This window comes from uncultured Meiothermus sp., from assembly GCF_937863175.1.
GTDB lineage: Bacteria > Deinococcota > Deinococci > Deinococcales > Thermaceae > Meiothermus.
Window position 1 is genome coordinate 1 of sequence record NZ_CALMCQ010000291.1, and the last position, 13,920, is coordinate 13,920.

Annotated in this window: 12 protein-coding genes and 1 pseudogene; 8 read left to right on the forward strand and 5 right to left on the reverse strand. The window is 60.9% G+C overall.

The features are described 5' to 3' along the window. The 4 genes from Q0288_RS10990 to Q0288_RS11005 form a co-directional block, all read left to right on the forward strand. Positions 1–2,319: RIO1 family regulatory kinase/ATPase (locus Q0288_RS10990; RefSeq protein WP_299430340.1), on the forward strand; the 2,319-nt coding region annotated here is incomplete at its 5' end. Then, a complete protein-coding gene (locus Q0288_RS10995; protein ID WP_299430342.1) occupies positions 2,255–3,793 on the forward strand; it encodes an ABC transporter ATP-binding protein in 1,539 nt (512 codons plus the stop codon). The genes Q0288_RS10990 and Q0288_RS10995, both read left to right, overlap by 65 nt. Next, positions 3,705–4,856 (forward strand): lanthionine synthetase LanC family protein, encoded by a 1,152-nt coding sequence (locus tag Q0288_RS11000; protein ID WP_299430343.1) that lies wholly within the window; start codon positions 3,705–3,707, stop codon positions 4,854–4,856. Before Q0288_RS10995 ends, Q0288_RS11000 begins: the two co-directional genes overlap by 89 nt. A gap of 13 nt (positions 4,857–4,869) precedes the next feature. Then, entirely contained in the window at positions 4,870–5,781 is a 912-nt protein-coding gene (locus Q0288_RS11005; protein ID WP_299430346.1) for an ABC transporter ATP-binding protein, read from the forward strand. 70 nt (positions 5,782–5,851) lie between these two features. Here the strand turns inward: Q0288_RS11005 and Q0288_RS11010 are convergent, their stop codons facing one another. Continuing rightward, entirely contained in the window at positions 5,852–6,295 is a 444-nt protein-coding gene (locus tag Q0288_RS11010) for a helix-turn-helix domain-containing protein (RefSeq protein WP_366914753.1), read from the reverse strand. Between the two features lie 223 nt (positions 6,296–6,518). Between Q0288_RS11010 and Q0288_RS11015 the strand changes: the two genes are divergently transcribed. The 4 genes from Q0288_RS11015 (at position 6,519) to Q0288_RS11030 (ending at position 10,880) form a co-directional block, all read left to right on the forward strand. Next, positions 6,519–7,616: an ABC transporter ATP-binding protein gene (locus Q0288_RS11015; protein WP_299430350.1), complete on the forward strand. Its 1,098-nt coding sequence runs from the start codon at positions 6,519–6,521 to the stop codon at positions 7,614–7,616. Continuing rightward, positions 7,609–8,514, forward strand: coding sequence for an ABC transporter permease (locus Q0288_RS11020; RefSeq protein WP_299430352.1), 906 nt, complete (start codon positions 7,609–7,611; stop codon positions 8,512–8,514). Before Q0288_RS11015 ends, Q0288_RS11020 begins: the two co-directional genes overlap by 8 nt. Positions 8,515–8,728: 214 nt before the next feature. Next, on the forward strand, positions 8,729–9,514 hold the full coding sequence (locus tag Q0288_RS11025; protein ID WP_299430354.1) for an ABC transporter permease: 786 nt from the start codon (positions 8,729–8,731) through the stop codon (positions 9,512–9,514). Between the two features lie 337 nt (positions 9,515–9,851). Next, positions 9,852–10,880 (forward strand): spermidine/putrescine ABC transporter substrate-binding protein, encoded by a 1,029-nt coding sequence (locus Q0288_RS11030; protein ID WP_299430356.1) that lies wholly within the window; start codon positions 9,852–9,854, stop codon positions 10,878–10,880. Here Q0288_RS11030 and Q0288_RS11035 read toward each other — a convergent pair. From Q0288_RS11035 to Q0288_RS11050, 4 genes and pseudogenes are all read right to left on the reverse strand, one after another. Continuing rightward, positions 10,877–11,239: a hypothetical protein gene (locus Q0288_RS11035; RefSeq protein ID WP_299430358.1), complete on the reverse strand. Its 363-nt coding sequence runs from the start codon at positions 11,237–11,239 to the stop codon at positions 10,877–10,879. The two genes, Q0288_RS11030 and Q0288_RS11035, sit on opposite strands and share 4 nt — an antisense overlap. Before the next feature lie 7 nt (positions 11,240–11,246). Then, positions 11,247–11,801: a hypothetical protein gene (locus Q0288_RS11040; protein ID WP_299430360.1), complete on the reverse strand. Its 555-nt coding sequence runs from the start codon at positions 11,799–11,801 to the stop codon at positions 11,247–11,249. 616 nt (positions 11,802–12,417) lie between these two features. Then, positions 12,418–12,912, reverse strand: coding sequence for a hypothetical protein (locus Q0288_RS11045; protein ID WP_299430362.1), 495 nt, complete (start codon positions 12,910–12,912; stop codon positions 12,418–12,420). Between the two features lie 6 nt (positions 12,913–12,918). Beyond that, positions 12,919–13,920 (reverse strand): annotated as a pseudogene (locus Q0288_RS11050) (hypothetical protein); the annotation flags it as partial.

Genomic DNA, 13,920 nt, shown 5'->3' on the forward strand with positions numbered 1-13,920 from the left:
ATGGGGCGCCACATCCCAAGCATCATCGCACCTTCCCAAGAGCTTATCCCTGACCGGCGTGACCCATACTTTAGTCCCCCAGACTGGGCGCAGTGGCCGTTTGAAGACTGGGCCATGCCCAGGGATGATAACCAGAATGGCTCCCTGCTAGCCGAAAAGTACGAGGTTCAGGAAGCTCTCAGTTTCTCGAACACCGGCGGCGTTTACAAGGCCAAAGACCGGAGATCAGGGAAAACCGTAGTTGTCAAGGAGGCCCGCCCTTTCACCAACTTCAGCGCCGCAGGCGGCTATGACGCGGTGGATCTACTGCGCAAAGAATGGGATATTCTCGAGCTCCTTAAGGACACCGGTGTTGCGCCAAAACCGGTCGAGCTATTCCAGGAGTGGGAGCACCACTACCTTGTTGAAGAGTACATTGAGGGGGTCGACATCCGCACGGCGCTGTTCAAGAGATCTCACCCTTTACTGCGGCTACATCCCAACCGCCGGGACTCGGCAAGCTACCTCCGATCCTTCTTCCGGCTCTTCCGAAGCCTAGCCCAAGCGATGCAAAAAGTGCACCAGCAGGGCGTTCTCCTCGGCGACCTGTCGGCCAATAATTTGCTAATCAAGCGGAATTCTTACCGCGTCGTGCTAATCGACTTCGAGGCGTCGCTACGGGAGTCATCCGAAGGGGGGCTGCACGGCTGGCTCGGCCAGCCCACCTTACTGTATACGCCCGGGTTTCGCCGGATGGATCGGGCCTCCGAGCGGGTTTATGACGACAGTGATGATCTATTCAGCCTGGCAAGCATCATGTGCTACTACATCTACCCCATCAGCGCCTACTCCGTCCTGCGCAGCGACCTGTTTAACACGGTCTACCGGGAACTGATTCACGACATGGGCTGGCCAGAGGAGCTTCACACTTTCCTGGAAGCGATCATAAAGGGCCGAGTCAGCCTAAAGGAGGTTCTCGCCTACCTCGAGCGCGAGGAGGCAGGGCTGGTGCAGGAGATTCGAGCACCGTTACAGGCCCGTAATAGCGAAGGGCGCAAGCCAGCGGCTGGTCGGGGTCGCGGTGGTAACGGGCGCGTCCGCCGGGGCGCGGCAGAAAACCTGGGCTTCGGCGCACAGACCAGGCAGGAGCTGCGCGGCTGGGTCGGGGAGATGACGCTCTTCATCGAGGAGGCCGCCGACCCCTCCAGGGCCACCCTCTTCCCTACCGACCCCTTCGCTACCCTCACTAACCCGCTGAGCCTGGGCTTCGGCGCTGGCGGGGTGCTCTACGCGCTGCAAAAAGCCGGGCACCCGCTTTCAAACAGCTGGAGGCAGTGGTTTGTGCAGCGAGCGGAGAAGGCCGATGCCACCGACTACCCCCCGGGGCTACTCACCGGGCTGGCGGGGCTGGCCTTGGTCCTGTTGGAGCTCGGGGAGGTGGAGGCCGGGGTGCGGTTGCTCGAGCGGGCCAATCACCATCCCCGCCTCGAGGCCGACTATACCTTCTACTACGGCACGAGCGGGGTGGGGTTGGCCAACCTGAAGTTCTACCTGGTCACGGGGGACGGCAGCTATTTCGACAGCGCCACCAGGCTCTACCAAAGGCTAAAGGAGACCGCGCAGCTCGCCAACGAGACGGCCTTCTGGACCAACGACTTCACTGGTACGACGCCTTTCTCAGGACTTGGCTTCGGACAGTCGGGGGTGGCCCTCTTTCTCCTGCGGATGCACCAGCTCCTGCAAGATGACGCGCCATCGCGGCTGGGCCAGGCCGCACTGCGCGCGGACTTGGCCCATGCAGTTACCGTGGAACCCGGGGTGGTGAGCTTCCGACACGAGGGAACTCTCGAGCCCTACCTCGAGGTCGGCGGCGCGGGGATCGCCAAGGTACTACTGCGCTACGGCTGGTTCGAGCAGGCGCGCCCGGTGCTAGCTGACCTCTACCGCAAGTACTTCGTGCTGCCCGGATACCTATTCGGCGCCAGCGGGGTTATCGACGCCCTTCTCGACGCCTACCTTTTCACCGGAGATCCCGGCTACCTCCGCAAGCTGCGGCGCCCCCTCGACGGCCTAGGCCAGCTGCATCTTTTCCGTCCTAAGGAGGCTAGCCGCTTTGTCGCTCCCGATAAGATCCCCAATGGCATCGCAGTGCCGGGCGAGGGTTTACTGCGGATCTCGTGCGATTTTGGAACCGGCTGCGCGGGCGTGCTGCGGGGGCTGCACCGGTTGTTGAGTCTGGACCGGGCCGACTTCATGCTGGACGAGGTGGATACCTATGAGAATCTTCTGGAACCTGTTGGGCAAGCGAAAACCAGAGTTCCTGCTATTGCTGGCCCTTAGCAGTCTGGCCAGCGCCACCGAAGCCCTGCTACACCCGCTGATGCTGAAGTGGATCTTCGACGCGGGGGTAATAGCCCAGGACTTCCAGCGTTTCCTGTTTTTGAGCCTGGGCTACCTGGCCCTAGGCCTGGTCCTGGTGGGCTTGTTCTACCTGACATCGCTGTGGCGCAAAGCCCTCGGCAACCGGGTCATCCTCGACCTCGAGGGGCAGCTATTACAGCAGAGCCTGCTCCAGGACTGGAAGGCGTTTCAACGGGAAGGACCGGGGTCCTTTGTAAGCCGCATCCACCGGGATACCCTCGAGGGCTTTGCCCCTGCGCTTAACTTGGTGCTGAGTGTTGTACAGCAGGCGCTGGCCGCACTGGTCTTTATTGGGGTTTTATTCTACCTGTCCTGGCAGGCTGCCCTGGTTCTCCTGCTGATCGCTCCGCCGCTGGTCTGGGTCGCCCAACATATCGGCAAACGGGTCCGCAAGGCCACCTCGGAGGAACGCGAGCGCGAGGCGCGTTTTGTTCAGGTGCTTACCCAGACCCTCTCGGCCTTTCGCATCTTGCGGGCCCTGGTTCCACTGCAGCCGCCGACTCTCGCCACTAACCGCCAGGCCCTCGGCGCCTATCTGGACAGCACCTACAAGAACCACCAGCTCCTCACGCTACAGCAGACCTGGAATGACCTGTTCATGAACCTCGCTAACACCCTGTCGCTGATTGTGGGTGGCTACTTTGTGCTGATACGCGAGCTGACCTTCGGCGGCTTTCTGGCCTTCGTAAATGCTTTCTGGCGCGCGGTGGGAAATATCTTCAGCATCCTCAATACAGTCCCGGAGTTCCACCGCTACGCCGAGATCCTGGAGCGGATCGAGGCGCTGGCTTCCCTTACACCTACCCCCTACGCCCGTCCCTCTCCAGTTGCCCGCGTGCAGAATGCTCGCCTGTCTTATGACGGCAAGGCGGTGCTGGACATTTCCCGGTTCGAGGTTCGGCCGGGTGAGCGCCTGCTGCTGCAAGGCCCAAATGGATCAGGAAAAACCTCCCTGCTGCACATCCTCTCTGGCTATATGGCCCCCGACCAGGGTGAGGTGGCCTTGCCGGAGCGGGTAGCCTCGCTGACCGCCCCCGTAGAGCTACCCCCCTTACCGGTAAAAGAACTCATACCTGACCCGGCTCTCCGAGAGGCTCTGGGGCTGGCGGAGGTTGTGGACCAGGATGGGGAGACGCTTTCCTCCGGCCAGAAACAGAAGGCTGCCATCGGGGCGCTCTTGTCCCAGGAAGCAGATCTTTATATCCTCGATGAGCCTCTGGCCAACCTGGACGATCAGAGTAAGGGAAAAGTTATGGAGCTGATCCTAAAGCAAACCGCTGGCAAGACCCTGTTGGTGGTTTTACATGGCGAGGAAGAGTTCCACTCCCGCTTTGATCGGACCGTCAACATGGTTGAGATGCAGGGAAGTGCTCTGCGTAATTTGGTCCAGTAGATCTGTGGCATCGGCTCGAAAAGCACTAGACGTTGCTCGTGGCAAAACCAAGGTGCACGTCAAAAGCCCTGTAACCGGTGATGTCCTCCATTTGCTCGCGGCAAAGGTCGGGGAAGTTGTCAGCGCGGGTCAGGTTCTGGCCACTATCGCGCCGACCCGGACCGTACTCGAGCACACCCCGGCAGATGGCGGCGTCTTTCCGGAGTCGTATGACGCAGTCTACGGCTTTGCTGGTATCGGCAGGTACTTACTGCGCGCTGCAGAGGACAACCCCGAGGCAGCAGCGGTGTTGCGCGAACTGCTGACAACCCTGGTGCGCTGGAGCAGAAAACCGCCGCCGGAAGGCTTCTGGACCCCTCCTGGCAAGGCGCGCGCTTTTGAGCTCGAAGACCTGCCCGAGAAGCTCTACGGCTACCTGACACTCGGCCTGGCGCATGGTATTCCGGGCCCCCTGGCGCTGCTGGCTCTGGCGCATGAAGCCAGAGTTGGCGTGGATGGTCTGCACGATGCGGCCCAGGCCCTGGTAACGGAGCTGCAAAGCGCTATGCGCGTGACCCCCTGGGGCCCAGATGTGCCATATCACCGCTTCCTTGCCACCGATCTGGCTCCCCAGGCGAGCCTCTCACGCGCCGCCTGGTGCTATGGCAATCCCGGCGTGGCACGGGCAGTCCAGCTAGCGGCGCGCGCTTTCGGCGAGGCGGAATGGTTCAGGCTGGCCGACTCGCTGATGATCTCGGCGCTGACCCGGCCCGAGGAGTTCAGGCAGGTAATCTCTCCCACTTTCTGTCACGGTGAGGCCGGGCTGGTGCAGCTGCTTGCCCGCTTTCTGTCAGATCGGAGCGAGCCCGAACCCAGGCTCGAGCAAGCCTTAGCAAGCCGGGTAAGCCGCCTGATCGAGTCTTTTGATGAGAACGCGCCCTTCGGTTACCGCAACCTCGAGCGAGGCGAAGCGCCGACCGACAGCCCTGGCCTGCTCTCCGGCGCTGCCGGCGTCGCACTGACCCTGCTTTCCCTTACCGACCCGGCTGATGCCGACTGGGACGAAGTGTTGCTGGTCAGCTAGGAGAGGAGACTTTGTGCTGAGCATCGAAGCCGTCACCGTCCGCTATCCACGCCTGGAGCGCCCTGCTCTGGATGAGGTTTCCTTCCAGGTCAACCCTGGGGAGATCGTCGCGCTTCTGGGCCCCAACGGCTCGGGCAAGACCACCCTGATGAAGGCGATCTGCGGCCTGGTCAAACCGGCTGCCGGAAAGGTCAGGGTTGGCGAGGTTGACGTGCTGGCCGCCCCGGAAGAGGCCCGCTCCAGGCTCGGCCTGCTGATCCACGCCGAGCGCAGCTTCTACTACCGGCTCAGCGGTTTTCAGAACCTGCTGTTTTTTGCCGGTATGGACAACCTCTTCGGCGCGGAGGCGCGCACCCGGATCGACCGGCTACTGGCGCGTTTTGGGCTTCAGGAGGCCCGAGACCTGCCGTTCATGAAGTACTCGCTGGGCATGCGCAAAAAGCTCTCACTCGCCCGCCTGCTCCTGCGCAACCCGGACCTGGTTCTGCTCGACGAGCCCACCGCCAATCTGGATCCCGCCAGCGTCCGGGAGGTGCTGGAGCACCTGCGCGAGCTGCGCAGGGAAGGCAAGGCGGTGCTGCTGGCCAGCCACCAACTGAGCGAGGTTGAGCGGGTCGCCGATCAGATCGCGCTGCTGCGCACGGGCCGCCTGCTGGCCTTCGATCAGATCGAGCAGCTCAAGCAGCGTCAGCACGGGCCCAGGTTGCAGCTAGTTTTCGCCGGGCCGGTCTCTGCCGCCGCGCTGCGCAGGCTCGAGCGCCTGCCCTTCCCAGTGCCTCGCGTAGAGGTCCAGGATGCGCCCGGCTTTCAGGGTAAACTGCGGGTCGCGCGGAAAAATCCAGGTGCGATGTTGCCAGGGACGAATAGCGTCGTCGTTCAGCCACCGCCATACCGTTTTGCCGCTCAAGGTCGCCACGATGCCTGAGCGCTGCACCTCTCGCGCGATATCCGCGGCGCTCAAGCGCGATAGCGGCAAGCCGAGTTTGAAGGGTAACTCACAGGCGATGGCTTTGACCTGCACGACCACCTCTGGGGGGGAAAACCGGGGGGCGGCCCGGCCGGGGTCGCTCTTCCAACCCCGGCAGTCGCTCCTGGAAGAACCGCTTACGCCAGAGACTGACCACATCGCGTCCGATACCCAGGTAAGCGGCGATCTCATTATTGGACTGCCCGTCCGCGGCTAGCAGGATCATCTTGGCGCGCAAGACCTCGAAATACGGCAACGTATACCTTCGTGTGCGTCTTTCCAGAACCTTTCTTTCCTCCGCGGAAAGCTTGATCTGAAACGGGCTGACCCTGGGCATGCCGACCATCCTCCTCAACATGACCGTAGCAGATAGAGCAGATAATGACAACGATGTATACGTAGCCATATTTATGCGGAAGACTACTAAGATTTGCACCCCAACTGCGGTATAACACTCCCAATTTGGTCGCATTTCGCCGCAATGTTCGAACCTGACAACCAAATATCGTTTTCACCCAAAACCTCCCCCCTCCACTCGATCCGGGAGGCCAAAACTATTCGTACCCTGGCTTGGAGTACCCGCATATTGCACCTATCCTGCACCCGCGATTTTATCAGATTCCATCAGATAAGGTTCCCTCAAACCCCGAACCCTGGTCAAACTCCGGGGGTGTTTGATAGGCTAGGCTGCAATCATGACTCTGGCTGTCCATCCCCCGGCCACTGGGGGCACGCTCTCGGTTCAACACATCGTCAAGAAATTTGGCGATTTCACCGCGCTGGATGGGGTAAGCCTGGAAATCCGGGCGGGGGAGTTTTTTACCCTGCTGGGGCCTTCGGGCTGCGGCAAGACCACTTTGCTGCGCATTATTGCGGGCCTCGAGGTTCCCTCCCAGGGCCAGATCATGTTGCTAGGGCAGGACCTCGCGGGTCTGCCCGCCAACCGGCGCCCGGTCAACACCGTTTTTCAGAGTTATGCGCTTTTCCCCCATCTTTCGGTCTGGGAGAACATCGCCTTTGGCCTCAAAAGCCGCCGCATGGACAAAACCGAGGTCGAACGGCGGGTTCGGTATGGCCTGGAAATCTTGCAGCTCGAGAAGTTCGCCCAGCGCTTCCCCCACCAGCTTTCGGGGGGGCAGCGGCAACGGGTCGCGCTGGCCAGGGCCCTTGTTAATGAACCCCAGGTGCTGCTTCTGGACGAGCCCATGAGTGCGCTGGACGCCAAGCTCCGGGCCGAGGTGCAGATCCAGTTGCGGCGTCTCCAGCAACAACTGGGTATGACCTTTATTCTGGTCACGCACGACCAGGACGAGGCCATGGCGGTCTCGGATCGCCTGGCTCTGATGCGGATGGGCCATGTCGAGCAGACCGGAACCCCCGATGAGGTCTACGAGCGCCCCCGCACCCGCTTTGCCGCCGAGTTTCTGGGCGCAGCCAACCTCTTCCAGGGAAGCCGCCTCAGTGGTGGGGTAGAGACCGGCTTTGGCCGGTTTGCCCTGGGCAAAACGCCGGGCTGGGACGAGGGCTATGTGGCGATTCGCCCCGAGCGGGTGCGGCTCCCGCAGGTAGAGCCCAGGCAGAACGGCCTGCGGGTTCGGGTTCGGGAGGCGGTCTACCGGGGCTCGTATCAAGAAGCCTGGCTCGAGCCCAGCTCCGGCGCAGCCGCGCAACCCGGCGATCAACGCGGTTCACGCGATTTACGCATCCGCACCGCGCCCCACCCCACCCTGCAAGTCGGGCAGGAAATCTGGGCCGAGCTTCCGGTGGAGGCACTGGTGGTGCTGGATGAGTAATCTGATGGTCTGGTTCGGCGAACTCACCACGCCCGCCAGGCTCTACCGCCGGGGGCTGTGGTTCTTGCTGCCCGCCGTGGTCTGGATCCTGGGCCTGCTGATCATTCCGGGGCTGGCACTGGTGGCCCTTTCCTTTGCCGAGCGTGGGCAGTTTGGCGAGGTGGTCTGGAACTTCAACCTGGAAAACTACGCCCGCCTGCTGGGGTTTGGCATCTTTGGCTGGACGCCCGACATCATCATGGTTCTGCTGCGCAGCATCTGGGTGGCCCTCATCACCACCCTGATCTGCGTGGTGCTGGCCTATCCACTGGCCTTTTTCATCGCCACCCGCCCCCCCCAGACCCGCTACATCTGGCTGGCCCTGGTGATCATTCCCTTCTGGACCAACCTGGTGATCCGCACCTATGCCTGGCAGATGCTGCTCTCCCCCGACCTGCCCTTCGCACAGATAGCCCTGGCCCTGGGCCTGCTCGAGCCCAACTCCAGCCTCTACCCCAGCCAGCTTGCCGTCTATATCGGCATGGTCACGGCCTTTTTGCCTTTTGTGGTGCTGCCGCTGTTTGCCTCGGTGGAGCGGCTGGACTGGAGCCTGGTCGAGGCCTCGCAGGATCTCTACGCCAGCCGCATCCGCAGCTTTTTCCAGGCGGTCTGGCCCCAGACCCTGCCGGGCCTGACGGTGGGCATCATTCTGACCTTTATCCCCGCGATGGGTATGTTTGTCGTCCCCGACCTGCTGGGCGGGGCCAGACACCTGCTGGTGGGCAACCTGATCCAGCAGCAGTTCTTCGCCAGCCGCGACTGGCCTTATGGCGCGGCAATCAGCCTGGGCCTGATGGTCATGACCCTGATCGGCCTGGCGGTCTACCGCCGCCGGGCCAAGGATGCGGAACTGGTATGAGAGAGACGTTGGGCGTCAACGGTCGAGCGCCGAGAACCGTACCGTCCCTCGACTCTGGATATCCTGATGCTGGAAATTGGCGGTACGCTCGGAGGTCAGACCGTCGGGGCACGCCGATGCAAACCGCAAAAATGCATCTCGTAAAAACCACAACCGAAATTGGTATTCTGGACGCCCCCAGACCCTCGATCCTGGACGCAGCCGGAGGCAGTCTATGCGCCTGAACCCCCTGGTCGGCCTGACCGCCATCGCGACCCTGGCCTTTTTGTACCTGCCGATGCTGGCGGTAGCGGTGCTGTCGTTCAACCAGACCCGCTTTGGCACGCAGTGGACTGGCTTTACCTGGGACTGGTACATCCGGCTGCTCAACAACCCCGATATCCAGGAGACCGCCCGCAATACCTTGTTTCTGGCCCTGGTCTCCACCCTGATTGCAACCGTGCTGGGCACCATGCTGGCCCTGGCCCTCGAGCGCTACCCCTGGCCCAAGCGAAGCCAGGGTGTACTCGAGAACATCCTCTACCTGCCCATCATCACCCCCGATATCATCTTTGCGGTGGCGCTGGTGGTGGCCTTTGGCGCGTTGCGCACCGTCTCCGGCATCTTCGAGCTGGGCATGACCACCATGATTCTGGGCCACGTAACCTTCCAGACTGCCTTTGTGGCCCTCACGGTGCGAAGTCGGCTCAAGAGCTTAGGGCACGACCTCGACGAGGCCGCCCGCGACCTCTACGCCGACTATGGCTACTATCTGCGCCGGGTTCTGCTCCCGCTGCTGGCCCCCGGCATTGTGGCCGGGGCCATGCTGGCCTTCACGCTCTCGCTCGATGACTTTGTCATCAGCTTTTTCACCGCCGGCCCCACCTCCCAGACCCTGCCCCTGCTGATCTATGCCTCAGTGCGGCGGGGCGTAACTCCCGAAATACATGCCCTGTCCACCCTGATTTTTCTGGCTACGGTACTGCTGGTGCTGGCCTCGACCCGCCTGGTTCGCCGCTGAGGGATTGGGTCGTTCTTTATGGCCCCCAAGTCCACCCCTGAAGGGGTGAGAGCAGGTGCAAAACCATCCGTGCGCCCGTGCACCCTCGATGGAAATTTCGGCTGTGGTTGTTGCGAGATGCACCTTTTGGGTTTGCGTTGGTACCGCTTTGGCGCCAGGCCTCGAGCGCATGACAAATTCCTAAACCCGGAGATGACAGCCACAAGATTTGTTGTGTCTGACACAGCTTTCTGCTATGGGCGATGGGCGACTTCTGCAAGAGGCCGGTTGACCCCGTCCCTTGCAAATACCCCTGCGCGTCCCTAAACTGTCAACAAACCCCTAGGAGGTAGCACCCATGAGACATCTACTGGCTCTTTTAATCCTGCTGACTTTGCCACTGGCCTTTGCACAACAACGCGAGATGCGGCTGTTTATCTGGTCGGAGTACATGGATCCGGCCATCATCAAAGCCTTTGAGCAGCGCTTTAATGTGCGGGTGCGGATTGACCTCTACGAGTCCAACGAGGATATGCTGGCCAAGCTGCAGGCCGGTGGGGTCTCGCAGTACGACGTGATTGTACCGGGTGACTACATCATCCCCACCCTGATCCAGCTCCGGCTGATCCAGCCCCTCGACAAGAGCAAAATCCCCAACATCAGGAATCTCGAGCCCCAGTTCGCCAACCCGCCGTTCGACCCCGGCAACCGCTTTAGCGTGGCCTACCAGTGGGGGATGTCGGGCCTGATGTACCGCAAAGACCGCGTACCCACCCCCACCAGCTGGAGCGTAATTCTGGGGCCGGGGGCCAACCAGCCTTTTGTGATGATGGACTCCATCCGCGAGATGATGGGGGCTGCCCTGCGCTTTCAGGGCCGATCCATCAATTCCAGGAATGCAGCCGAGGTGCGGGCTGCCGGCCAGGTGCTGCTCAATGCCAAGCGCAACCCCCGCTTCCTGGGCTTTGAAGGAGGCGTGGGGGCCAAAAATCGCCTGGTGGCCGGAACCGCCACCTATGCCGTGGTCTACAACGGCGATGCCCTCAGGGCTGCCGCCGAGAATCCCAATGTGGGCTTTGTGGTGCCCCGCGAAGGAGCCGCGCTCTTCCTGGACAATCTGGCCATTCCGGCCCGGGCGCCCAACCCCGAGGCCGCCCACCAGTTCATCAACTTCATCCTGGATGCCCGCATCGGCGCCCAGCTTTCCAACTTCAACCGCTACGCCACCCCCAACCGGGCCTCACTGCCCTTCATCACCCCCGCCGACCGCCGGAACCCCGCCATCTACCCCGATGCCGCGACCATGAAGAAGCTCGAGTTCGTCCTGGATCTGGGACGCGATACCCGTCTCTACGACGAGGTCTGGACAGCGGTAAAGGCCCGCTAAAAATACAGGTTCATCCCCAGGTCGAAGCGAATCAGGGCCGCCAGGGGAAGCAGATACATGCTGCCCTGGGGTATTTGCCGGGCTACCGAGACCCCAGGGCCATACTCCAGATACAGCCCGAACCCCGGCACCGGACGCCACTCGAAGCCCACCAGACCCCTCACATACAGGTCGAAGAACTCCCGGTTGGCCCAGTAGGTGGTTCCCACTCCGAAATACCAGGCCGAGCCCCTGGCATCGGTGGGCCGCCGGGCATATACATCGGCTCCGTAAATCCCGCCGCTGCTCTCCGGCAACCCGCCCACCCGCACCCCCCAGTCGGCGTGGTTGTAGCCCAGGTGCAACCCCCCCAGTAACACCGCCGCTCTAGGGCTGTGCTCCGTAGTATCGGGCGATCGCCCGAAGACCGCTGGCCTGGCCGGGGTCTTCCAGCAGTATCAGAGTTGTGTAATCTGAAACACGCCCATGCTGCTGCCTAGTTAACCTTACCTCCACCGGCGGGCGCTCCCCACAGCGGAAGGTGGCGTGGAAGTATTCAATTACCGCTGTGCCGGAAACGTACATGTTTCCGCCACCATAGTAGCCCGCCCAGCCCGTCATTCTCCTGGTTAGATCTACGGCCTCCTCTTTTGGGGGGCTAATCGCAGGCTTTTCGGCTCGGAACTCTATCTTGTAGGGAGCAAGCCTGGTAAAACGAACGGGTTCCCGGCTGTTTGGTAATTCGTATTCCACACCGGAAATTTCAAATCCGGGGTCGATCTCGAGGGTTACCTGTACCCCCGCAGGGCAGACCCGCGCCTCTACTGGGTAGTAGTGAACACTGAAACCCGTGGGGGCTGGGGCCATTCGGATACAGCCCACCAACGGGAGGGCCAGCCCCAGCAATACGGCCACAACCAACAAACCTCCCCAGATTCGCATCGCCTACCTCCATCCACGACTGTGCCCCCCAGCAGCAGGCTTTCGCTGCCAGGGGGTGTGAAGGAACTGCGTTTCACTGGGGGAAGTCCGTTACCTCGATCCGCAGCCCACTGGGCAAGCCGGCATCTTCGGTGATGGTCAGGCCCCTCTTTGAGTCAAAGGCACCATGGGAGTAGGCAAACTGATAAGTCACAGGGCTTCTCCCAGGTTCGCACTGCCAGGTGAGATCTACCGGGACGCTCGAAAAGCGGGGAGGAGGAGGGCCTAAAAGCGAATACCAGGTTGAGTTGGGCGCTGGATTGAAGGCTGGTATACGCTGGGCCACACCTACTGGGAGGCTAGTTCTGCCATCCCGCTGTTCTTTCACCGGGATGTACGATATACTGCCCACGGTGTCCCGATTGCTGGTCAGTAAGACGTGTTCACATACCCCTTTTGCCTCGTACTTAATCCAGATGGATAATGGTCCGAGAGTGCAAGCAGTTAGGAGTGGCATCAAGATCAGGAGCACCAGCCCAACCAGATAGCGATTTACCGGCTTCACCACAGCTCACCTCCTTGTACATGCCATATGTTCCACTGTAGTGCGCCTGCATATCGGTTACATTTACTAAAACTAAGGGGAAACCAGCGGGAAATCGGTTACCTCGATCCGCAACCCACTGGGCAGGCTGGCGTCTTCGGTGATGGTCAGGCCCTTACTTGGGCCAGCCGACATATGAATATGCGTGAATTGAATTCGCTCTGACTGTTTGTCTGGAAGGCAGCGCCACAGAAGATCAACTTCAAGTTTGGTTCCGGGCGTTAACAGACCCCCACCAGATATGAAGTACCAGGTTGAGTGAGGAAGCTGATTTGGCTCGGGAATGCGCACTGCCTGGCCTGTAGGCAGAAGCACTGAGTCAGTGCGGCCATTTTCTCTGGCAGCAATATAGCCCAATCCCCAGTTAGTGTCCTGGTTGGAATTCCGGTTGTTGGTTACTTCCACGCCATTGCACACGCCGTTTGCTTTGTATTCAACGCGAATATGGGGAGCATAGTGAAGAGAGAGTACAGGGCATGCCGTAAGACCCAAGGAGAGCACGGCCAGACACCACTTTATCCCTTTCACTGCCCATCACCTCCTGTACATGCCATATGCACCACTGTAATGAGCTTGCATATCGGTCACGTTGACGAAGCTACCGGCTCGAGGGTCTTTCTTCCAGTTATCTTGATGATTCGTAATCCACAACATAACGTTGGCCGCGAACCATCCCTCATGCACGATGTAGGCCTGGGACATGGCGTAATGGCCTTCAAGCCCCGCGTGTCCGCCAGTGGGGTACATCGCAATTACTGGTTCGTTGTCCCGGCCAATTTTCCCACGCGCAATATCGCGCACCCGCCAGGTGTGCTGGCTGAAGTCTACCCATGCTATGGGAACACCAACTATGGTCAGTGCGCCAGCAGTGTAGACAAAACCGACAAAGGCCTTGTGGCTACCGCGCATCTCCCAGTTTTTGCCCTCCGCGCTGGCGTTATCTCGAATCCAGTTGTTTGCACCGGGAATCATGTTGGTGTCGCGGGTCATGCCGCCGCCCATGAAGAACCAGGTATCGGTGTAGCGCCCTATGCGCGGCTGGTAGACACTCCCACTGCCAGTAGAACCCAACAGCACCGGGTCAAACATATGGTGGGCCACATGCCATGCCGAAGGAGGGGGTGTCTCGTTAGCATTGACAAAGTTGATGTTTTGCCCGCTCCCAAAAGCATTCCTCTGGGTGGCATACCAGGCAAACACACGCACAATGGACATGGGACCGCAGCCGAGATGAGGTAGAGGCAGCAGTCCGGTAGCCCCAAAATCCCAGGCCCCCCAGTAGCCACCACTGGGCACATTGCGATAGTTTTCAATCCACTGGTTATTACCCAGCGCATCGGCATTGCGCATGTCGTTCCCGATGCGGCATCGGTTGCCATTCGGACAGTCGCTGGTGTCCTCGGGGTTGTCGGGGTTGTAGTTCGAGGGCTGGCTGATGGGGTTGTTGTTGCGGTCTTTCCGCACCACGCTGGCGTAGCCCATGCCCGCGCAGAACCAGCCCATGCACCAGGCCCGCTCGTTGGTGTAGTTAGCGCT